We start from the raw sequence: 21108 nt of genomic DNA on the forward strand, positions 1-21108 counted from the left end.
CTTCACTGCAGCGTGGGTCAGCGTCCGATTCGCTCGGCGATCAGCGAGCCGCCATCGTGAATCTGCTCGCCAGGGTCCCCGATTCGCCAGGCGCCATCAAGTGCTTCGAGGGCCCGTGCGAAGCGTTCGGGCTCGTCAGCGCTGAGTGTGAACAACGGCTGGCCTGCTCGCACGGGAGCGCCCGGCTTCACGTGCAGGTCGATGCCCGCTGCGTGCTGCACCGGATCCTGTTTGCGTGCCCGCCCTGCACCCAGACGCCAGGCACCGATTCCGAAGGGCAAGGCCTGCATCTCGACGAGCACACCGTCGCGATCGGCGGTGACGACGTGACTCTCTCGCGCCACAGGAAGCGCGGCATCCGGGTCTCCACCCTGCGCAGAGATGACAGCGCGCCACTTGTCCATCGCTCGACCGTCGGTCAGCGCAGCTTCAACATCGACATCGGTCTTTCCGACGAGTGCCAGCATCTCTCGCGCCAGCGCGACAGTCAGCTCGACGACGTCCGATGGTCCGCCACCTGCGAGAACCTCGATCGATTCCCGCACCTCGTTCGCATTGCCGATCGTGAGTCCGAGCGGCACGTTCATGTTCGTGAGCAGAGCGGATGTCGCCACCCCCGCGTCCTCGCCGAGCTGAACCATCGTGTGAGCGAGCTCCCTGGAGCGCTCAATATCTTTCAAGAAGGCGCCTGAGCCGAACTTCACGTCGAGTACCAGCGCTCCAGTACCTTCGGCGATCTTCTTCGACATGATCGACGAGGCGATGAGTGGAATCGACTCGACAGTGCCGGTCACGTCGCGAAGCGCGTACAACTTTCCGTCTGCAGGAGCCAGGCCGCTGCCCGCCGCGCAGACGACGCCGCCGACGTCGCGCAGCTGGGCGAACATCTCGTCGTTCGAGAGATTGGCGCGCCAGCCCGGGATCGACTCGAGCTTGTCGAGCGTGCCACCGGTGTGACCGAGACCTCGGCCAGACAGCTGAGGGATAGCGGCGCCGAAGACGGCGACCAGCGGTGTGAGCGGCAGGGTGATCTTGTCGCCGACCCCTCCGGTCGAGTGCTTGTCTGTCGTCGGCTTGCCGAGTCCCGCAAAGCTCATCCGCTCGCCGCTGGCCAGCATGGCCATTGTCAGGTCGCGGATCTCGTGGCGGTTCATGCCATTCAGGTAGATCGCCATGATCATGGCGGCCATCTGCTCATCGCCGACATAACCGCGCGTGTATGCGTCGATCAGCCAGTTGATCTGTTCGGTGCTGAGCTCGCCCTTGTCACGCTTGGCGTGGATCAGGTCGACGGCGTCGAAGGACTCGATGGTGGTCGTGTTGCTCATTCGGAGTCCGCCTTGTATTCGTCAAGCTGCCTGGGCCCGAAGGCATCCGGCAGCACCTGGTCGATCGTACGAATACCAGACACGGTCTCCAGCAGCATGCCTGCGTCTGAGTGCTCGAACAACAGCTGCCGGCAACGACCACACGGCATCAGCACGTTGCCGTTGCCGTCAACGCAGGTGAACGCCACCAGGCGCCCGCCACCGCCCATGATCAGGTCGGTGACGAGCGAGCACTCAGCACACAGCGTGACTCCGTATGACGCGTTCTCGATGTTGCATCCGCTCACGATGCGACCATCGGTGGCAATCGCTGCTGCCCCGACGGGGTACTTCGAGTACGGGGCATATGCCTTGCCCATTGCAGCGGTTGCGACGCTCCGCAGAGCGTCCCAATCGATTGCTGAAGCTGACGACGGGCTTTCGGATGCTGAACTCACGCTGGTGCTCCTGCTTATGACTTTATGTATGGTTTGCCGGATGCCGCTGGTCCTCGTGACTGCCCCACCAACCCCGCGACAGCAAAGATAGTGACGAGGTATGGCAGCATCAGCATGAACTCACTCGGCACCGGAGATCCGATGATGCTGAGCACGTTCTGCAGGTTGCTGGCGAATCCGAACAGCAGTGCGGCCAGTGTTGCCCTGATCGGATCCCAGCGACCGAAGATCACGGCGGCCAGGGCGATGAATCCGGCGCCCGCTGTCATTTCCTTACCGAACGCACCGACAGAACCGAGCGTGAAGTACGCGCCACCGAGACCGGCGATCGCACCGGCAAGCGAGACGTTCCAGAAGCGAGTCGAGGTCACATTGATGCCGACGGTGTCCGCAGCCTGCGGGTGTTCACCGACGGCACGGAGGCGCAGTCCCCAGCGGGTGTGGAAGATGCCGAAGTACACAGCTGCAACCACGACGTACATGATGTAGACGATCAGGGTCTGCCTGAAGAAGACCGGACCGATGATCGGGATTTCAGACAGGAAAGGGATGTTGATCTTGTCGAAACGCGGCGGCTGGTTGAGCGTTGCTGCGTTCGGCGCGAGCACCTGCGAGAACAGGAAGCCCGTGAGGCCAGTGACGAGCACGTTGAGAACCACACCGACGATGACCTGGTCGACGAAGTACTTGATCGCGAAGGCGGCAAGCACGAACGAGACGAGTACACCGGCGATCATCGCGGCGACGAGACCGAGCAGCGGCTGACCGGTAAGCGAAGCGACCATTGCCGACGTGAACGCGCCAGCGAGCAACTGACCTTCGATTGCGACGTTGACGACACCGACGCGCTCAGAGATCACCCCGCCCATGGCACCGAAGATGAGCGGCACAGCAAGGCTCAGCGAGCCGAACAGCAGACCGGGGACCGGAATCGCTTCGCCGGCCGATGCCCAGGCCAGGAAGCCGAGGAGCACCAGGAAGGCGAACACCGACACGAGCCAGATCGGCACCTTGCGGTACGTCTGGACCATCCAGATGCTGAGGGCGGTGATCGCCAGGAGCAGGACGGTGACGATGACACCGGTTACCTTGACGTTGAGCTCGACATCCGGCAGCTGGATCAGGTCGTCTGATGTCGACAACCGCATGGTGCTGATGCCCTCGCGGCCGAAGACCACGAGAAGCAGGAACGAGAGCACGGTGAAGACTCCGAAGGCGATCGGTGTCTTCCAGCTCTTGATACGGGCTACCCCGGGGCCTGGCGTCGGTTCGACCGGCTGGGTCGGCTGCGATACGTGCGCTACGGTACTCACTTTGCAGCTACCTCCTTGGTGACCGATGGGAGCGCCTTACGGGCAACGCCCGGTGCAGGCAGCCTGAAGATTGCGCGCACAAGTGGCGGCGCGGCGATGAAGAGAACGATGAGCGATTGCACAACCAGCACGATGTCAACAGGGACACCTTCTGCGGCCTGCATGGCGAAGCCACCGGCCTTGAACGCTCCGAACAGGATGCCGGCGATGAAGACTCCCCACGGCTTGGAACGGCCGAGCAGGGCGACGGTGATCGCGTCGAAGCCGATGCCGGAGTCGATGCCGGCACCGAAGCCACTGGTCGTTGTGCCGAGTACCTGGTTGATGCCGGCGAGACCGACGAGTCCACCCGAGAGCAGCATTGCGTAGACATACATGCGCTTGACGCTGATGCCGGCCACTCTGGCCGCATTCGGGTTGAGGCCGACGGCCTTGAACTGGAAGCCCAGGTTAGAGCGAGAGAGCAGCCACCAGGTGAAGAAAGTGGCGATGATCACCAGGATGAAACCGAAGTGCAGGTTGTATTTCGGGCCGAGAAGGTCGGGGAACACCGCGGTCTCCAGCGTTGCGGGGCTCTTGGGGTTGTTTGACCCCGGTGCCTTCAGGAAACCGTCACGCAGCAGGTAGCTGACCAGGTAGAACGCCACATAGTTGAGCATGATCGTGGTGATCACCTCGTGTGCGCCTGTGCGTGCCTTGAGCAATCCGACGATACCGCCCCAGAGCGCACCACCCAGGATGCCGGCGATGAGCGCAACGACCATGTGGATGCCGTACGGCAGCTCGAATGAGAATGCCACCCAACCGCCGATTGCAGCCGCGATCAGCATCTGGCCGCGGCCACCGATGTTGAACAGACCAACGCGGAAACCGAGCGCAACACCGAGGCCTGCCGCGATCAGCGGTGTGGCGAAGGTGAGGGTTTCGGTGAGCGGCTTGATGCCGTCAGCGAATGAATCACGCCTGAAGTTGTAGATCGAGCCCTGGAACAGCGCCGAATACGCGCCTGAGACCGAGTTCCAGATCGCACCGAGCATGTCGCCGGGGCGAGAGAAGAAGTAGCCGGCGCTGGCCTGCACCTCTTTGTCAGTGAACGCAATCATGATCGCGCCGACGATGAGCGCGAGCAGCACGGCCAGCACCGAAATGATCGCACTGCCTGTGGTGATCTCGCGGAACATGTTGTGCCAGCGCGAGGGCTCTGTGGGTTCGGTGGGCATGGGGGGTTCGGTTGGCACTCCGTCACCCGGAGCCTGGGTGTCTGGTGCTTTCACGTGACTGTCGCTCATGCGGCAGCTCCTTCTCCTGCGGGCGATTCGCCAGCCATCATGAGACCGAGGTCTGAGCGAGGGGTATCGCCGGGGACGATTCCGATGATGCGGCCGCGATACATAACCATGATTCGGTCAGCGAGGGCGGCGACCTCGTCGAGTTCTGTCGAAATCACGATGACGGGAGTACCCGCATCGCGGGTTGCGACAATGCGTTCGTGGACGAATTCGATCGATCCGACATCGAGTCCGCGTGTGGGCTGGGCGGCGACGAAGAGCCTGAGATCACGGCTGAGCTCTCTGGCGAGGACCACCTTCTGCGCGTTACCGCCGGACAGACGACCGACAGGAGTCTCGATTCCCTGGGAACGAACGTCGAATTCCTTGATCTTCTCTTCGGCAAACTGGGCCAGGTAGTCGAGCTGCAGGTTCCAGCGCTTGACGAACGGCTCTGCGTTCGACCGGTCGAGCATCAGGTTCTCTGCGATGGTGAATTCGCCGACAAGGCCGTCTTCGTTGCGGTCTTCAGGCACGAAGCCGACTCCGGCATCGAGCACCTTGCGCACCGAGTGGCCACGCAGCGAGGTGCCATCGAGGGTGATCTCGCCGATCACGCGGGGCTGGAGGCCCATCAGCGCTTCAGTGAGTTCGGTCTGACCGTTGCCCTGCACACCGGCGATGGCGAGGATCTCGCCTTCCTTCACATCGAAACTGACGTTGTCGACGACGATGTGTCCAAGGGGGTCAAGCACGGTGAGGTTCGATACGACGAGCGCGGGCTTACCGGGCATAGCCGGCTTCTTGTCGACAGTCAGATCGACAGCGCGACCGACCATCAGTGTGGCCAGCTCTTCGTTCGACGCTGTCGGCGACGCTTCGCCGACGACCTTGCCCAAACGGATGACGGTGATCCGGTCGGCGACCTCGCGCACCTCACGCAGTTTGTGCGTGATGAAGACGATGGAGGTTCCGGTGTCTTTGAGCTGGCGCATGATAGCCATCAGCTCGTCGGTCTCCTGCGGCGTGAGCACGGCAGTCGGCTCATCGAAGACCAGGACTCTGGCGTTCTGTGAGAGCGCCTTGATGATCTCGACTCGCTGCTGCACGCCGACGGGCAGGTCTTCGACAAGAGCATCGGGATCCACGTCGAAACCGAAACGATCTGAGATCTCTCGAACACGCTTACGCGCGGCTGCCAGGTCGAGGCGACCACCGAATGTGGTCTCCTCGTGACCGAGCATCACGTTCTCTGCGACGGTGAAGACCGGGATCAGCATGAAGTGCTGGTGCACCATGCCGATTCCGGCACCCATGGCATCGCCGGGTCCGGAGAAATGCTGGACAACGTCGTCGAGCAGAATCTCGCCCTCGTCGGCCTGGTACAGGCCGTAGAGCACGTTCATCAAGGTTGACTTGCCAGCACCGTTTTCACCCAACAGTGCATGGATTTCGCCAGCCTCGACGGTGAGGTTGATGTGGTCGTTCGCGACCAGGGCACCGAATCTCTTCGTAATGCCGCGAAGTTCGAGCTTCATAGTTTCCGATTCTATTGAGTGGGCGAACAATAGTAGGTTCGCGTGCACCAATGTTGTGCCGTCATCGTCCCGACCGCTCATATGTGGGGCGTGCGACTCACGTGAGCACTCAGTTGTGGTGGTGCCCCGCGGGGACGAGCCAGTTAACGAAGTTGGGGAGGCCAGCAGGCGCTGACCTCCCCCTCTTACGTCGTGCTGGGTAAAGCGTTACTGCGGGGTTGCAGGCGACTCAACAGTGATTGCGCCACTGATGATGTCGGCCTTCAGAGCGTCAAGCTCCTTGACGAGAGCCGGGTCAACCTTTGACTCCCAGTCGTGCAGCGGCGCGAGGTCGACACCCTTGTTCTCCAGGGTTCCGATGTACGGGTCAGCCGAGAAGGTACCCTTCGAAGCGTCAACGACGATCTGCTTGGTGGCGTCGGTCATCTGCTTCATCACCGAGGTGAGGTACATCGGAGCGAAGTCAGGTGCGGTCTCGAACAGGTCGCTGTCGACACCGATGATGGCGACGTCCTTGCCTGAGTCCTGGATGGCCTGGGCCGTGCCCTGGAACAGCGGTCCAGCGACCGGGAGGATGATGTCGGCACCCTGGTCGATGAAGCCCTGGCTCAGCGTCTTGCCCTGGCTGATGTCATCGAAGCCACCGGCGAAGGTTCCGGTCTGTGCGGCCTTGTCCCAGCCGAGGACCTTGACGTCAGTGCCCTTCTGCTCGTTGTAGTACGTGACGCCATCGGCGAAGCCGTCCATGAAGATGGTGACCGACGGGTACTGCATTCCGCCGTACGTGGCGACGGTGCCCGTCTTGCTTGTTCCAGCAGCCAGGTAGCCGGCGAGGAATGCGGCCTGAGCGGTGTCGTACAGAACCGGCTTCACGTTGTCGAGCGACAGCGGCGAGAAGTCATCGTTCGACAGGGAGGAGTCGATGATGGCGTATTCGACGTCGGTGTTCGCCTTGGCGGAGTCGCGCGTGGCGTTGGCCAGAGCGAAACCAACGGTGAGGATGAAGTTGCAGCCCTGCTCGACCATGCTGCTGACGTTGCTGTCGTACTGGTCTTCAGACTTCGACTCGGCCTGCTTGAACTCGACACCGATCTCGTCTGCGGCCTGCTTGATGCCGTCGTAGCTCGACTGGTTGAAGGACTTGTCGTCAAACCCACCGAAGTCGGAGACGATGCAGGGCAGGAAGTCTGATGCTGCAGCACCGTCGGAGCTGCTGGCGGTCGGGGCAGGGGCACACGCGGCGAGCAGTGCAACTACTCCCAGCGCGGCAAGGCCGCCGAGAGTGGCCTTGCGGGTCGTGATTGTCAAGATGGCCTCCAAGATGCTGCCCTGCGTGGGATCGCACGGGCTGTGTGGACTACACGTTACCGAATGTTTCACTGCTCATATGAGCAAAGTCGACGTCTGAACAAATGGTTACCAAGACGCTACATTTCGCACGATTGTTTGTAACAAATGCCGCTCATTCGCCGCTTTTCAGCGTTAGCGGCGCATCCTCGCGCTACTTCGGCGTCGAGGGTGACGTGACGGTGATGGTGCCGTCGACGATGTCGGAGCGCAGCCCCTCGATCTCTGCCTCAAGCTCTGCCGATACCGAGCCGGCCAAATCGTGGTACGGGGCAATTTCGACTCCCCCGTTGGCCAGCGTGCCGATGAACGGGGCATTGTCGAAGGTGCCATCGATGTCATCACCGATGATCTTTACGACGGCGTCCTGCGTGTTCTTCAGGACGCTCGTGAGCAATACCGGCTTGAACTCGGCCGGCAGCGTCTCGTAGCCATCGTTGTCAACCCAGATGATCGCAACGCCCGTGTTCTCGACTGCGGCGGCTGCGGCGCCCTCACCCACCTGCCCTGCGACCGGCAGGATGACGTCCGCGCCCTGGTCGATGAACGCCTGGGTGTAGGTCTTGCCCTTGCTGATGTCTTCGAAGTCACCGGTGAACGTGCCGTCCTGGGTGTCCTTGTTCCAACCGAGAACCTGCACTGCGGTTCCGTGCGCCTCGTTGTACTTCGCGACGCCGTCGACGAAGCCGTCCATGAACAGGGTGACAGGCGGCTGGTTGCCACCGCCGAAGGTTGCCACCTTGCCCGTCTTGCTAACGCCGGCTGCCAGGTAGCCGGCCAGGTACGCGGCCTGGGCCGTGTCGAAGACGATGGGCTTGATGTTCTCGCCATCCACCTGCTCGTCGACGATCGAGAAGTGCACATCCGGGTTCGCTGCGGCTTCAGCAATCGTCGCGTCGGCGAGCTCCCAGCCCACGGTGAGGATGAACTCGCAGCCGGTGTCGACCGCCTGGGTCACGTTCGGGGCGAGGTCGGTCTCTGAGTTCGACACAATCGCGTTGACGTCGATACCGAACTCTTTCTGAGCCTGCTCCAGGCCTTCCCAGCTCGACTGATTGAAGGACCGGTCTTCGAGGCCGCCAGAATTGGTCACCATCCTGGCGCAGTAGTCAGCGGCAGCGTCTTTGCTTTGAGCTGACGGCGCTGGCGCGCATGCAGCCAACAGCACGACGGATGTCGCGACCACAGCGATCGGAAGAATACGACGAACACGCAACATCGGGACCTCTGTTCCAGGAATCGGCACTGCAGGCGTGCCTCGTTATGAACCGATCTTAGAGAACGTCGCTAGAGCCCGAGAGCTTGAGGGCATCGACGACGGATTTCACCTTCTGTGCGTTCGCACTGGTGGTGACCAGGAGCGCATCGGGAGTGTCGATCACAACGATGTCCTCGACGCCGATCAGCGCGATCATCCGTCCGGTGTGGCTGACAACGATGCCGCTCGACGAGTCAGCGAGAACGCGGGCGCCCTCACCGAGGATCGCGAGATCCCGCTTGCGACCACCAGAGTGCAGTTTGGCGATGGAGGCAAAGTCTCCAACGTCGTCCCAATCGAACTGGCCGGGGATGACGGCAAGAGTGCCGGCAGCCGCAGCCGGTTCTGCCACCGAGTAGTCGATGGCGATCTTCTTCAGCTTCGGCCAGACCTTGTCGACGACGGCACCGCGCTCCGGGGTGTCCCACGCTTCTGCAAGTTCGAGGATGCCAGCCAGCAGCTCGGGTTCGGTCTTACCGAGTTCTTCCAGGAGCCTGTCTGCTCGCGCAATGAACATGCCGGCATTCCACAGGTAATGGCCATTGGCGACATACCGCTTGGCGATCGCCAGACTGGGCTTCTCCACGAATGAGTCGGCTGACAGAGCGCTCGGCGCGCCCTCAATGTCGAGCTGCTGTGCAGTCTTGATGTAACCGAAGCCGATGGCAGGCTCGGTGGGCTGGATGCCGATCGTCACGATGTAGCCGGCATCCGCTGCGGCAACCGCTTCAGCGACAGCGTGACGGAAAAGAGGCTCACTCTTGATCACGTGGTCTGCGGCGAACGAACCGATGATGACACCGGGCTCGCGCTTGTTCAGGATGGCCGCGGCCAAACCGATTGCAGCCGACGAATCGCGCGGCTCGCTCTCGAGCACAACATTGTGGTCCTCGAGCTCGGGCAGCTGCGCCTCGACTGCGGCGCGGTGAGCCCTGCCAGTGACCACCATGACGCGGTCAGGGCCGGACAGCGGGGCGAGCCTGTCCCAGGTATCGCGCAGCAGCGTCTGGCCCGACCCGGTGAGGTCGTGCAGAAACTTGGGAGCATCGGCTCGAGAGAGCGGCCACAGCCGCGAGCCGATTCCGCCGGCAGGGATAACGCTATAGAAGCGGTCAATCGGTCGGTTGGGGGTACGCATCACGCCAGACTACCGGCAGGGCCCGGGCGCTCACCCGATGTCTGCGCGCCAGGCGAACAACTGACCTGCGGCTTGCTTAGGCTTGCCTAACCGGCGAGTGGGCCACACGCGCAACTAGACTGATATCACGTGCTCATAGAGCGTCGACTGCCCTGGTGCCCAGGGCACTATTCAGCCAGGGAGGGTTGTTCATGCCAGATCAGACGGCAGGAACACGTTCATCTCAGCAGCAGAAGACGACTTCGCGTCGCCCCGCCGGCACCCTGTACAGGGGTGGCGAGGGCATGTGGTCGTGGGTTCTTCACCGCATCACCGGTGTCGCGATCTTCTTCTTCTTGTTGGTACACATTCTGGACACCGCGCTTGTTCGCGTGAGTCCCGAAGCGTACAACGCGGTGATCGGTACATACCAAACGCCCATTATGGGCCTCGGCGAAGTCGCCTTGGTCGCGGCAATCGTCTTCCACGCATTCAACGGAATTCGCATCATCCTGATCGACTTCTGGAACGCGAAGTACTCGAAGCTGATGTTCTACATCGTCATCGCCCTCTGGGTGATCACCATGCTCGGCTTCGCTCCTCGCCACCTCATGAACGTCTTCAGCCACTAGGAGGGGAACAGATATGTCAACCACCATCGAAGCCCCCCGCAGCCCATACTCCCGCACGCCCCGCAAACGCGGCGGCGTGAACTGGGAGAAGTGGGGCTGGCTCTACATGCGCGTCTCCGGCGTTCTGCTCGTCGTGCTGATCTTCGGCCACCTCTTCGTGAACCTGATGACGAACGACGGCGTCGACCAGCTCGACTTCGCGTTCGTCGGCGGCAAGCTCTCCGACCCGTTCTGGCAGGTCTGGGACGTGCTGATGCTCTGGCTCGCTCTCATCCACGGCGGCAATGGCATGCGCACCATCGTCAACGACTACGCCACCAGCCGCACGACTCGCGGCATCTTCAAGGGAGCGATTCTCGCGGCTGTCGTCGTGCTGATCGTTCTCGGTACCCTCGTCGTCTTCACGTTCGATCCCTGCCCGGCCGGCGCGACAGCCGACCTTCTCCCCTCGTTCTGCCCGGCCAGCTAGGAGCTGTACAAACCAACCATGACTACGGATGCATCAGTGACAGATACCTCGGAGTCCACCGTCATTGACGGCGTGCACTACCACCAGTTCGACATCGTTATCGTGGGAGCCGGTGGTGCTGGCATGCGTGCCGCCATCGAAGCCGGCCCCAATGCCCGCACTGCGGTCATCTCGAAGTTGTATCCGACCCGCTCGCACACCGGTGCGGCGCAGGGCGGCATGGCAGCAGCCCTGGCAAACGTCGAAGAAGACAACTGGGAATGGCACACGTTCGACACTGTCAAGGGTGGCGACTACCTGGTTGACCAGGATGCAGCCGAAATCCTCGCGAAGGAGGCCATCGACGCGGTCATCGACCTCGAGAACATGGGCCTGCCGTTCAACCGCACACCAGAGGGCAAGATCGACCAGCGTCGCTTCGGTGGCCACACTCGCGACCACGGTAAGGCTCCTGTGCGTCGCGCCTGCTACGCAGCGGACCGCACCGGCCACATGATCCTGCAGACGCTGTACCAGAACTGCGTCAAGCGCGGCATCAACTTCTTCAACGAGTTCTACGTACTCGACCTGATCATGACGAACGTCGACGGCGTTGACCAGCCGTCAGGCGTTGTCGCATACGACCTGTCGAGCGGCGAACTGCACGTCTTCCAGGCCAAGGCGATCATCTTCGCAACCGGCGGCTTCGGCAAGATCTTCAAGACAACGTCGAACGCACACACCCTCACGGGTGACGGCGTCGGCATCATCTGGCGCAAGGGCCTGCCACTGGAAGACATGGAGTTCTTCCAGTTCCACCCGACCGGCCTGGCCGGTCTCGGCATCCTCCTCACCGAGGGCGCCCGCGGCGAGGGAGCAATCCTGCGGAACGCGAGCGGTGAGCGCTTCATGGAGCGATACGCCCCGACGATCAAGGACCTTGCACCGCGTGACATCGTCGCCCGCTGCATGGTCAAGGAGGTCGCTGAAGGTCGTGGCGCTGGTCCGCACAAGGACTACGTCTACCTCGACTGCACGCACCTCGGTGCTGAAGTACTCGAGACCAAGCTTCCCGACATCACCGAGTTCGCCCGCACCTACCTCGGCGTCGACCCGGTTACAGAGCCTGTGCCCGTCATGCCGACTGCGCACTACGCGATGGGTGGCATCCCCACCAACGTCAACGCCGAAGTGCTGCGCGACAACACGACAGTCGTTCCCGGTCTGTACGCCGCCGGCGAGTGCGCCTGCGTTTCGGTGCACGGCTCGAACCGCCTCGGCACCAACTCGCTGCTCGACATCAACGTGTTCGGCAAGCGTGCAGGCAACAACGCTGTCGAGTATGTGAAGACCGCCGAGTTCGTACCGCTTCCCGAGAACCCGGCCGGCTTTGTCAGCGGCCTGCTCGAGAGCATCCGTTCGTCCACCGGCACCGAGCGCATCGCCGTCATCCGCAAGGAATTGCAGGAGATGATGGACCAGAAGGCTCAGGTGTTCCGCACCGATGAGTCGCTCGCCGAGGTCACAGAAACCATCCACCTGCTGCGCGAGCGTTACAAGAACATCGGCGTTCAGGACAAGGGCCGTCGGTTCAACACCGACCTGCTCGAGGCCGTCGAACTCGGCTTCCTGCTTGACCTGGCCGAGGTCGTCGTCTTCTCCGCGCGCAACCGCAAGGAAAGCCGCGGCGGTCACATGCGCGACGACTACCCCGACCGCGACGACGCGAATTACATGAAGCACACGATGGCGTACCTGACCGGAGACCCGCACTCAGCGGAAGCCGCCGATCACATTGCGCTCGACTGGAAGCCCGTCACTATTACGCGCTACCAGCCGATGGAGAGGAAGTACTAACGGTGAGCACAGCACTAGTAGAGACACCGCCGGCCTCCGACGCCATCGCGTCGTTCACGGTCACTCTCATCATCCGACGCTTCAATCCCGAGGTTGACGACGAGCCACATTGGCAGGACTTCGATGTCGAGATGTACCCGACGGACCGCATCCTCGATGCGCTGCACAAGATCAAGTGGGAGCAGGACGGCAGCCTGAGCTTCCGCCGCTCATGCGCTCACGGCGTCTGCGGTTCTGATGCCATGCGTATCAACGGCCGCAACCGCCTGGCCTGCAAGACGCTGATCAAGGACCTCGACATCACGAAGCCCGTCTACGTGGAGGCCATCAAGGGCCTGCCGCTTGAGAAGGACCTCATTGTCGACATGGACCCGTTCTTCGAGTCGTTCAAGGAGGTGCAACCGTTCCTGATGGCAACGAGCGCGCCCAAGGACGGCAAGGAGCGCATCCAGACCGTCGCCCAGCGCGAGCGTTTCGATGACACCACCAAGTGCATCCTCTGCGCAGCCTGCACCTCAAGCTGCCCGGTGTTCTGGACCGACGGCCAGTACTTCGGCCCGGCCGCAATCGTCAACGCGCACCGATTCATCTTCGACTCGCGCGACGACAACGCTGCTGTGCGTCTTGACATCCTGAATGACCAGGAAGGCGTGTGGCGCTGCCGCACCACCTTCAATTGCACCGAGGCATGCCCGCGTGGCATCCAGGTGACCCAGGCCATCGCCGAGGTCAAGCAGGCAATAATGCGCGGCAAGGCGTAACGCCCAACAGCTCTTAAACGATGAACGCCCGGATGAATTTTCATCCGGGCGTTTGCCGTGTGCGATGCGAGTGGCGACGGGCCAAGAAGGCATCTGCATCGGGATCTGGATAGGCTGGCACGATGACGATTCGCACCCTGATCAGCAATGTGACGGCATTTGTAACCACTGTCACGTCCCGGATCATGGCGCTGAAGCCCGTCCGCGTCTTCACCTATTTCACCGAGAGCAACGGCGCGATTCTCGCCGGAGGGATGGCGTACCAGTCGATCTTCGCGATCTTCGCAGCGCTCTGGGTCGGCTTCTCGATTGGCGGCCTATGGCTCAAAGGGCATCCTGAACTGTTCGACGCGCTCATCGCCCTTATCAATCAATCCGTGCCTGGCCTCATCGGGACCAACGGCGTTGTCGATCCTTCCCAGCTCACGAGCGCATCAGTGCTCAGCTGGACGGGTGCCATCGCCCTCGTCGGGTTGATCGGAACCGCGCTCGGCTGGCTGTCAACGACCAAATTGGCCGTCCGCACTATCTTCCAGATGCCGCGGGACACCAGGTTCTTCCTCATTGAAAAGGCACGCGAACTCGGACTAGCCGCAACCTTCGGCCTCTTGCTGATCATTTCGGCGATCATCTCCCTCGCCAGCACCCAGCTCCTCGATTGGCTGCTCTCGCTCGCGGGGGTGTCTCACGAGTCGTTCGTGTCGACCCTCGCGATCCGTGGCAGTGGATTGTTGTTGGTACTGGTGATCGACACCGTCACCCTCGCCGCACTCTTCCGGATTCTGTCGTCGGTGCGCATCCCGATGCGGCGACTGATCGCCGGTTCGCTCCTGGGGGCTGCGGGTCTCGGTGCCCTCAGAGTGCTGGGGTCAAGCCTGCTCGGCGGCGCCGATCGCAATCCCCTGCTGGCGACATTCGCTGTGATCATCGGTTTGCTCATCTGGTTCAACCTCACCAGCACGGTTACTCTGATTGCCGCATCCTGGATCGCCATCGGCATGCAGGATGCCGGCCTCTCGCCCCGCACTCGATCGTCGGTGGAGGTCGAAGAGGCGCGAAGGGCCCGAGAGGCTGAGGCGCTGTACGTCGCCGCTCAGGTCGAACTGCGCGAGGCCACAGAGAGATATGAATCAGCTCCCTGGTACAAGAAACGATCGAAAGCCAGGGCAGTGAAAGATGCTGAGGCCAGAGTGCAGGCATATGCACCCGAGCAGAGCGGCGATGTCCGAGGCCCAAAGTAGGATTGGAACATGCCGTCTACGCCTGCCAAGCCGCTTCGAATCGCCAGCGTCAACACGAACGGCGTCCGCGCCGCATTTCGCAAAGGAATGGGCGACTGGCTGAACGCACGGGATGTCGACATCCTCGCGATCCAAGAGGTGCGGGCATCCACTGAAGACCTGCAAGACCTCCTCGGCCCCGAGTGGAACATCCTGCATGATGCAGCGACGGCCAAGGGTCGGGCCGGCGTTGCGCTCGCCAGCCGCGGTGCAGCGCACATCCACCGCGTGGAGTTCGGGGCTGTTGACTTCGACAGTGCCGGCCGCTGGCTCGAAGCCGACTATGAGGTCAACGGAAAGGTCATCACCGTTGTGAGCACCTATGTGCATTCCGGCGAGGTCGATACTCCCAAACAGGTTGAGAAGTACAAGTTCCTCGACGCCATGCTTGAGCGCTTGCCCGAGCTCGCCGAGCACAGTGAACTGGCCGTCGTGATGGGCGACCTCAACGTCGGCCACCGCAAACTGGACATCAAGAATTGGAAGGGCAACGTCAAGCGGGCCGGCTTCCTCCCCGAAGAGCGCGCGTACTTCGACAAGATCCTTGGCGCAGAAGACGATGCAGACTACAACGCCGGCGCCGGCCTTGGCTGGGTCGATATCGGTCGCAAATTCGCCGGTGAAGTCGAAGGCCAGTACACCTGGTGGTCCTGGCGTGGCCAGGCGTTCGACAACGACACCGGATGGCGCATCGACTACCAGCTGGCTACCCCTGCGCTGGCCGCGACAGTGACGAACTACACCGTCGACCGAGCGAACGCCTACGACGAGCGATGGTCTGACCATGCACCCGTCGTCGTCGACTACGCCATCTAATCCCTCGCCTTCACACTGAAAGTTTCTTCAATGACCGACAAGACCCGCCTGTATTCAGGCATGCAACCATCCGCTGAATCCCTGCAGCTCGGTAACTACATCGGCGCGCTGCTCAACTGGAAGAAGCTGCAGGAGGCGAACGATGCCTTCTTCTCGATCGTCGACCTGCATGCGATCACTGTCGCGCAAGATCCTGCGCTGCTTCGGTCCAACACGCGTCGCACGGCAGCGCAGTACATTGCCGCAGGCATCGACCCGTCGGCGTCGACGCTCTACGTGCAGTCGCACGTTCCTGCCCACGCCGAGCTGGCCTGGTTGCTCAATACCATCACCGGCTTCGGTGAGGCCAGCCGCATGACGCAGTTCAAAGACAAGTCGCTGCGGCACGGCAGCGACTCGGTGACCGTTGGACTGTTCGCTTACCCGGTGCTCATGGCCGCCGACATCCTGCTCTACGACGCCAAGATCGTTCCGGTCGGCGAAGACCAGCGCCAGCACGTCGAGCTCACGCGCGATCTCGCCGCCCGCTTCAACTCCCGCTTCGGCGAGACGTTTGTCATTCCAGAGGCCGACATCGTCAAGGAGACCGCGAAGATCTACGACCTGCAGAACCCGACATCCAAGATGTCGAAGTCTGCCGAGTCGCACGCCGGCGTCATCTGGGTGCTCGACGAGCCGTCTGTGACAGCGAAGAAGATCATGCGCGCAGTGACCGATGCCGATGGCGGCGTCGTCTTCGACCGCGAGAACAAGCCGGGCGTCGCCAACCTACTCACCATCTACTCTGTGATGGCGAACCGCTCGATCAGCTCTCTGGAAGACGAGTATGCCGGTCGCGGCTATGGCGACCTTAAGAAGGGGCTGGCCGAAGTCGTCACCGGCACCTTCGGTCCTATTCGTGAACGCGTGCTTGAGCTGCTCGCGGATCCCGCAGAGCTCGATCGTCTCCTGGCCCAGAACGCAGACCGTGCAGCCGAGGTCGCCAATGTGACCCTGGCAAAGGCATACGATCGCGTCGGGCTGCTCCCCCGGCCTCGCCGGTAACCCATGCAGCCCGTCGCGCTCCACTCAGATCGACTCCGGCTCGACCAGCCTGTCGCTGCCGATGCCGCCCCCATGTACGAATACTGTCAGGATCCGCTTTTCGAGCGATTTCTGACGGTGCCGTGGCCGTATAACCACTCGGATGCCGAGACGTTCATCTCGCTCTACATTCCGGGCGCGTGGAAGGCAGATCAGGAGTACACCTGGGTGCTGCGGGCACCTGACTCCGACGATTTCCTGGGCGTGATCAGCCTGCGAGCCAAGAGCGGGTCGATCGGGTTCTGGCTCGGCGCTCCGTATCGCGGCAATGAATACATTCCAGAGGCGCAGCGGCTCGTTGCCGACTGGGCATTCGCCGAGGGGCTGGTGAACGAAATCCACTGGGAGTGCCTGGTCGGTAACGTCGCCTCAGCGCGCGTGGCTCGAAAATGTGGCTTCACCTTTGCCGGCACCGGGCCGTCGCGGTCCGCGTATCGCGACGGCTCGCATCCGCAGTCGTGGCAGGGCGTGCTGCGTGCAAGCGACGACCGCCAGATCAAGGGCGGCTGGCCGGAGAGTGTCGAACAGGCGTGAGCGCTGACGAGGCCGCGGTAGTGGCATCCGCTTCGCATGCAGCTGTCATTCTCTTCGACCTTGACGACACCCTGTTCGAGCACCGCAGAGCGGTTGACGAGGGAATCGTGCGCCACGTGCACGCCCTGGGCGGGGAGTTCGCTGCCCGTGAGAGCGCGGAGACTGTCACGCTCTGGCATTCCCTCGAAGAAGAGCACTACCACGCGTATCTGGCTGGGGAGCTGGACTACGAGGGCCAGCGGCGCGCCAGGGCCAGAGACTTCGCTGCGGCGCATGGCGTCGAACTCAGCGATTCCGATTCAGGCGTGTGGTTCGACTCATATTTTGAACAGTACGTCGAGCGCTGGGCCCTGCATTCCGATGCCCTGTCGTGTCTCGATGCGCTCGCGGCGGCTATCCCCGGAGTACGATTCGGCGTCATCACCAATGGGGATCTGGCGTTCCAGACCCGAAAGATGGCCGGGATGGGGCTGACCGACAGAGTTGAACATCTCATCACGTCCGGCGAGTTGGGCATCGCCAAACCGGACCCCCGCATTTTCGAGGCCGCGTGTGAAGTCTTTGGTGTCTCCCCCACTGCCGCAGTGTACGTCGGCGACCGGCTCGCGACCGATGCCATCGGCGCCGCGGCTGCCGGTCTGACCGGTGTCTGGCTCGACCGGATCCACGCGCCGGTGTCGGTACCGGATGCCGCTGATGCCTGGCGACTCGGTGTCATCCGGATCGCCGGCCTGTCCGAGCTGCCTGCTGCCCTCGCGCCGATGTCTGACCGCTGACTAGCTACCGGCTACCGGCTACCGGCTACCGGCTACCGGCTACCGGCTACTGGCCGCTGGCCGCTGGCCGAGCTTCCGGCTCAGGCTCCCCGCGCACAGCTATCCGAATCAGTGTGCGTGCGGTCGAGTGCATAACTCCTGCAAAACGATGAACTGTCGTTTCCCTACACTGCAATCACGCGGAACTCCTCGACTAGGCCTGCAATCTGCAGGAGTTATGCATGGCGACTACCGTTGCGGCAGATCTCGACGAGCTCCCTGATCGCTGCGATCGACTCGACGGGGTGGAACATGATGTCCTGGTAGAGCAGTCTGAGTGTGACGAAGCCGCGCTGCGCGAGCTCTCGATCCCGGCTTCGATCGCGCACATGCTCCTCCCAACTCTTGTGGTGCGCCTTGCTGTCAGCTTCAACGACAACGCATCCTTCGACCACCACGTCGACACGGCCGATGCCCGGGAACCAGACCTGTAGCGCGTAATGCAGGCCCTCCTGTCTGACTAGCTCGCGCAATACAGTCTCTTGTCCTGCTTCTGCACGAGCGTCGATCAATGGGCGCAGCGAGTGGTGTTTCAGCGGTACCGAGTCGAAGATGTCGTCGAGGTCGCCAGTCGAAATGCCCCTGTCATGAAGCGCCGTGTCGAGCGCCGCCAGTGCGAACGTGGCGGGTTGGCAGCGGATTATCTGCGCAAGGGCGTCCATGGGACCTACGCAGTATTCGGTGCCGTCAGCAGGCGAGATCAGTGGCTGCCAATGAAGTTCAATGCCGTCGCGCGGAAGTGCATCGAGCCGGTGCCGACGGCTGGTCGCACTCCGAAGTCGTGAAGCCTCTCTGCCGAGATGAATGTGAGTGAGGCTGCTGTCGAACGCGAAAATGCCGAGTTCGGCAGCGGCGGAGACGCAGGCCAGCCGTCCCCCAACTCGCACAGCTTCGACCGTGTGTCGATCAGTCTCCGGCAGCGCATAGTGATCTCGTCGCACGCGGATCAGCTGCGAGTCCCCTACCGATTCCGTGATCCGCGCCCCGGTCATACCGGACAGCAGCAGATCACGTCTGGAATAGATGCGCTGCGTGGCGAACTGGATGTACTCATTTGCTCTCATGCCGAAGAGAATCGCGCACGCCGTGCCGCCGAAACCCGCCGACCCTGACGCGGTGGATAGCTGGTTCTCGGCTCGGGTTGTGCATAACTCCTGCTCGTTCTTCGCGGCAGCTACCAGACACCGCGAAAATCCGGGGATCCGGTCGTGCTCAGCTCGAGATTGCAGGAGTTATGCAGGCGGGTATTGCAGGAGCTATGCAGACGGGAATTGACCCAGCCGACCCGATCAGGCAGAAGCACAAGTGCTCTCCAACAACGGTTGCCGAGCCGCACGGCTCCACTCCACCGTGCATAACTCCTGCTCGTTGCGCAGGCCACAACCGCACAGCCGCTGAATTCCGGAGCGGAGCCACACCGCGATCGCAAATTGCAGGAGTTATGCAGATTCTGCAGGCGAATGGGCTGGAAACGCGACCAGAGAACAGAGATCAGAGATCAGAGACCAGAGACCAGAGATCAGAGACCAGAGATCAGAGACCAGAGACCAGAGAACAGAGAACAGAGACCAGAGAACAGAGAACAGAGAACAGAGAACAGAGAACAGAGATCAGAGATCAGAGACCAGTAATCAGAGACCAGAGATCAGAGATCAGTAACCAGAGCCGAGAGCAGCTGCACAGGTGCCGGTTAACACAACGAACCCGGCAGCGCACGTGGCAGCTACCGGGTTCGTGGTCACACAGGCGGAGAAGTTACTTCACGTCTTCGTCGACCCAGTCGAGCGTCTTGGTAACGGCCTTCTTCCAGTTGCGCAGCAGGCGCTCGCGTTCTGCGTCGTCCATGTTGGGCTCCCAGCGTGCGTCTTCCTGCCAGTTCTTGCGCAGGTCGTCGAGGCCGCTCCAGAAGCCGACTGCCAGGCCGGCTGCGTAAGCCGCACCGAGTGCCGTGGTCTCAGCGACAACCGGACGAACAACCGGCACGTTGAGGATGTCGGCCTGGAACTGCAGAAGCAGGTTGTTGGAGGTTGCACCACCATCGACCTTGAGCTCGGTGAGCGGAACACCGGAGTCGGCGTTCACTGCATCAAGCACCTCGCGGGTCTGGAATGCAATCGCTTCGAGCGCAGCACGGGCGATGTGGCCCTTGTTCACGAAGCGGGTCAGACCGACGAGAGCACCACGGGCATCCGAACGCCAGTGCGGCGCGAAGAGACCGGAGAACGCCGGTACGAAGTAGGCCCCACCGTTGTCGTCAACGGTCGAAGCCAGGGCCTCGATGTCAGCAGCAGACTTGATGATGCCGAGGTTGTCGCGCATCCACTGCACCAGTGAACCGGTGACAGCGATCGATCCCTCGAGTGCGTAGTGCACCGGAGCGTCGCCCAGCTTGTAACCGACAGTGGTGAGCAGGCCGTTCTTCGAGTGGATGATTTCCTCACCCGTGTTGAAGATCAGGAAGTTGCCGGTGCCGTAGGTGTTCTTGGCTTCACCCTGGTCAAATGCAGCCTGGCCGAAAGTCGCGGCCTGCTGGTCGCCCAGGATGCCGGCGATCGGAACTTCGCGCAGCAGGCTGTGCTCATTGACCGTGCCGTAGACCTCGGACGAGGACTTGATCGCGGGCAGCATCGACTTGGGCACATCGAAGATCGCGAGGATCTCGTCGTCCCACTGCAGGGTCTCGAGGTCCATGAACAGCGTGCGAGACGCGTTGGTCACGTCGGTGGCGTGGACGCCACCGTCGGTTCCGCCGGTCAGGTTCCACAGCACCCAGGAGTCAGTGGTACCGAAGAGCAGGTCGCCGGCCTCAGCCTTGGCGCGGGCGCCTTCGACGTTCTCGAGGATCCAGACAATCTTGGTTCCCGAGAAGTAGGTGGCCAGCGGCAGGCCAACCTTCTGCTTGAAGCGCTCGATGCCGCCATCCGCTGCGAGACGGTCAACGATCGCCTGCGTGCGGGTGTCCTGCCAGACGATTGCGTTGTAGACGGGCTCTCCGGTGTTCTTGTCCCAGACAACTGCCGTCTCGCGCTGATTGGTGATACCGACCGACGCGATGTCGTGGCGCGTCAGGTTTGCCTTGGACAGTGCCTGGCCAATGACCTCACGGACGTTGTTCCAGATTTCCTTCGGGTCGTGCTCGACCCAGCCGGCCTTCGGGAAGATCTGCTCGTGCTCGAGCTGACCGGTCGAGATGATCGACCCAGCCTTGTCGAAGATGATCGCCCTGCTGCTGGTGGTGCCCTGGTCAATGGCAAGTACGTAGTTGCCCATGGTTGC

19 protein-coding genes are annotated in these 21108 nt (G+C 62.1%); 9 read left to right on the forward strand and 10 right to left on the reverse strand.

Features of this window, described 5'->3' with window-relative positions:
• Positions 1-17: 17 nt before the first annotated feature.
• From ACMT3I_RS08935 to ACMT3I_RS08970, 8 genes are all read right to left on the reverse strand, one after another.
• The gene (locus ACMT3I_RS08935; RefSeq protein ID WP_414804138.1) at positions 18-1328 is read right to left on the reverse strand and encodes a thymidine phosphorylase; all 1311 of its coding nucleotides are present in this window, start codon (positions 1326-1328) and stop codon (positions 18-20) included.
• Positions 1325-1765 carry a cytidine deaminase gene (locus ACMT3I_RS08940; RefSeq protein WP_414804139.1) on the reverse strand — a complete coding sequence of 147 codons (441 nt, stop codon included), beginning with the start codon at positions 1763-1765 and terminating at the stop codon, positions 1325-1327. Before ACMT3I_RS08940 ends, ACMT3I_RS08935 begins: the two co-directional genes overlap by 4 nt.
• Before the next feature lie 14 nt (positions 1766-1779).
• Positions 1780-3078, reverse strand: a complete 1299-nt coding sequence (locus ACMT3I_RS08945; RefSeq protein ID WP_414804140.1) for an ABC transporter permease — start codon at positions 3076-3078, stop codon at positions 1780-1782.
• Positions 3075-4367 (reverse strand): ABC transporter permease, encoded by a 1293-nt coding sequence (locus tag ACMT3I_RS08950; RefSeq protein WP_414804141.1) that lies wholly within the window; start codon positions 4365-4367, stop codon positions 3075-3077. Before ACMT3I_RS08950 ends, ACMT3I_RS08945 begins: the two co-directional genes overlap by 4 nt.
• Entirely contained in the window at positions 4364-5884 is a 1521-nt protein-coding gene (locus tag ACMT3I_RS08955; protein WP_414804142.1) for an ABC transporter ATP-binding protein, read from the reverse strand. The genes ACMT3I_RS08950 and ACMT3I_RS08955 overlap by 4 nt, the downstream gene beginning before the upstream one ends.
• 207 nt (positions 5885-6091) lie before the next feature.
• Positions 6092-7192, reverse strand: a complete 1101-nt coding sequence (locus ACMT3I_RS08960; protein ID WP_414804143.1) for a BMP family lipoprotein — start codon at positions 7190-7192, stop codon at positions 6092-6094.
• 193 nt (positions 7193-7385) lie between these two features.
• Complete coding sequence (locus tag ACMT3I_RS08965; protein ID WP_414804485.1) at positions 7386-8450, reverse strand: BMP family lipoprotein; 1065 nt, start codon at positions 8448-8450, stop codon at positions 7386-7388.
• A gap of 55 nt (positions 8451-8505) precedes the next feature.
• Positions 8506-9627 carry a mannose-1-phosphate guanylyltransferase gene (locus ACMT3I_RS08970; RefSeq protein ID WP_414804144.1) on the reverse strand — a complete coding sequence of 374 codons (1122 nt, stop codon included), beginning with the start codon at positions 9625-9627 and terminating at the stop codon, positions 8506-8508.
• Positions 9628-9818: 191 nt separating this feature from the next.
• On the opposite strand from ACMT3I_RS08970, the gene sdhC reads away from it, so the two are divergent.
• From sdhC to ACMT3I_RS09015, 9 genes are all read left to right on the forward strand, one after another.
• The gene (gene sdhC, locus ACMT3I_RS08975) at positions 9819-10238 is read left to right on the forward strand and encodes a succinate dehydrogenase, cytochrome b556 subunit (protein WP_414804145.1); all 420 of its coding nucleotides are present in this window, start codon (positions 9819-9821) and stop codon (positions 10236-10238) included.
• Positions 10239-10251: 13 nt separating this feature from the next.
• On the forward strand, positions 10252-10707 hold the full coding sequence (locus tag ACMT3I_RS08980; protein ID WP_414804146.1) for a succinate dehydrogenase hydrophobic membrane anchor subunit: 456 nt from the start codon (positions 10252-10254) through the stop codon (positions 10705-10707).
• An 18-nt stretch (positions 10708-10725) separates the two neighbouring features.
• The gene (gene sdhA / locus ACMT3I_RS08985; RefSeq protein WP_414804147.1) at positions 10726-12543 is read left to right on the forward strand and encodes a succinate dehydrogenase flavoprotein subunit; all 1818 of its coding nucleotides are present in this window, start codon (positions 10726-10728) and stop codon (positions 12541-12543) included.
• A 2-nt stretch (positions 12544-12545) separates the two neighbouring features.
• On the forward strand, positions 12546-13304 hold the full coding sequence (locus ACMT3I_RS08990) for a succinate dehydrogenase iron-sulfur subunit (RefSeq protein ID WP_414804148.1): 759 nt from the start codon (positions 12546-12548) through the stop codon (positions 13302-13304).
• A 122-nt stretch (positions 13305-13426) separates the two neighbouring features.
• On the forward strand, positions 13427-14545 hold the full coding sequence (locus tag ACMT3I_RS08995) for a YihY/virulence factor BrkB family protein (protein WP_414804149.1): 1119 nt from the start codon (positions 13427-13429) through the stop codon (positions 14543-14545).
• A 9-nt stretch (positions 14546-14554) separates the two neighbouring features.
• A complete protein-coding gene (locus ACMT3I_RS09000) occupies positions 14555-15400 on the forward strand; it encodes an exodeoxyribonuclease III (RefSeq protein WP_414804150.1) in 846 nt (281 codons plus the stop codon).
• Between the two features lie 30 nt (positions 15401-15430).
• A complete protein-coding gene (gene trpS / locus ACMT3I_RS09005; protein WP_414804151.1) occupies positions 15431-16444 on the forward strand; it encodes a tryptophan--tRNA ligase in 1014 nt (337 codons plus the stop codon).
• A 3-nt stretch (positions 16445-16447) separates the two neighbouring features.
• Positions 16448-17017, forward strand: coding sequence for a GNAT family N-acetyltransferase (locus ACMT3I_RS09010; RefSeq protein ID WP_414804152.1), 570 nt, complete (start codon positions 16448-16450; stop codon positions 17015-17017).
• Positions 17014-17793: an HAD family hydrolase gene (locus ACMT3I_RS09015; protein ID WP_414804153.1), complete on the forward strand. Its 780-nt coding sequence runs from the start codon at positions 17014-17016 to the stop codon at positions 17791-17793. Before ACMT3I_RS09010 ends, ACMT3I_RS09015 begins: the two co-directional genes overlap by 4 nt.
• A 215-nt stretch (positions 17794-18008) precedes the next feature.
• On the opposite strand, the gene ACMT3I_RS09020 is transcribed toward ACMT3I_RS09015, so the two are convergent.
• Complete coding sequence (locus tag ACMT3I_RS09020) at positions 18009-18896, reverse strand: DUF559 domain-containing protein (RefSeq protein WP_414804154.1); 888 nt, start codon at positions 18894-18896, stop codon at positions 18009-18011.
• A gap of 691 nt (positions 18897-19587) precedes the next feature.
• Positions 19588-21102: a glycerol kinase GlpK gene (glpK, locus tag ACMT3I_RS09025; protein WP_414804155.1), complete on the reverse strand. Its 1515-nt coding sequence runs from the start codon at positions 21100-21102 to the stop codon at positions 19588-19590.
• Positions 21103-21108 lie beyond the last annotated feature (6 nt).

Source organism: Leifsonia sp. A12D58, assembly GCF_047530025.1.
Taxonomy (GTDB): Bacteria; Actinomycetota; Actinomycetes; order Actinomycetales; family Microbacteriaceae; genus Cryobacterium.

Bases quoted from the DNA above. Each gene is read 5' to 3' on its own strand.
- trpS (WP_414804151.1), top strand. From the start codon at position 15,431: ATGACCGACAAGACCCGCCTGTATTCAGGCATGCAACCATCCGCTGAA.
- sdhC (WP_414804145.1), top strand. From the start codon at position 9,819: ATGCCAGATCAGACGGCAGGAACACGTTCATCTCAGCAGCAGAAGACG.
- ACMT3I_RS08995 (WP_414804149.1), top strand. From the start codon at position 13,427: ATGACGATTCGCACCCTGATCAGCAATGTGACGGCATTTGTAACCACT.
- glpK (WP_414804155.1), bottom strand. From the start codon at position 21,102: ATGGGCAACTACGTACTTGCCATTGACCAGGGCACCACCAGCAGCAGG.
- ACMT3I_RS08935 (WP_414804138.1), bottom strand. From the start codon at position 1,328: ATGAGCAACACGACCACCATCGAGTCCTTCGACGCCGTCGACCTGATC.
- ACMT3I_RS09010 (WP_414804152.1), top strand. From the start codon at position 16,448: ATGCAGCCCGTCGCGCTCCACTCAGATCGACTCCGGCTCGACCAGCCT.
- ACMT3I_RS08950 (WP_414804141.1), bottom strand. From the start codon at position 4,367: ATGAGCGACAGTCACGTGAAAGCACCAGACACCCAGGCTCCGGGTGAC.
- ACMT3I_RS09000 (WP_414804150.1), top strand. From the start codon at position 14,555: ATGCCGTCTACGCCTGCCAAGCCGCTTCGAATCGCCAGCGTCAACACG.
- ACMT3I_RS09020 (WP_414804154.1), bottom strand. From the start codon at position 18,896: ATGAGAGCAAATGAGTACATCCAGTTCGCCACGCAGCGCATCTATTCC.
- sdhA (WP_414804147.1), top strand. From the start codon at position 10,726: ATGACTACGGATGCATCAGTGACAGATACCTCGGAGTCCACCGTCATT.
- ACMT3I_RS08965 (WP_414804485.1), bottom strand. From the start codon at position 8,450: ATGTTGCGTGTTCGTCGTATTCTTCCGATCGCTGTGGTCGCGACATCC.
- ACMT3I_RS08970 (WP_414804144.1), bottom strand. From the start codon at position 9,627: ATGCGTACCCCCAACCGACCGATTGACCGCTTCTATAGCGTTATCCCT.
- ACMT3I_RS08980 (WP_414804146.1), top strand. From the start codon at position 10,252: ATGTCAACCACCATCGAAGCCCCCCGCAGCCCATACTCCCGCACGCCC.
- ACMT3I_RS08955 (WP_414804142.1), bottom strand. From the start codon at position 5,884: ATGAAGCTCGAACTTCGCGGCATTACGAAGAGATTCGGTGCCCTGGTC.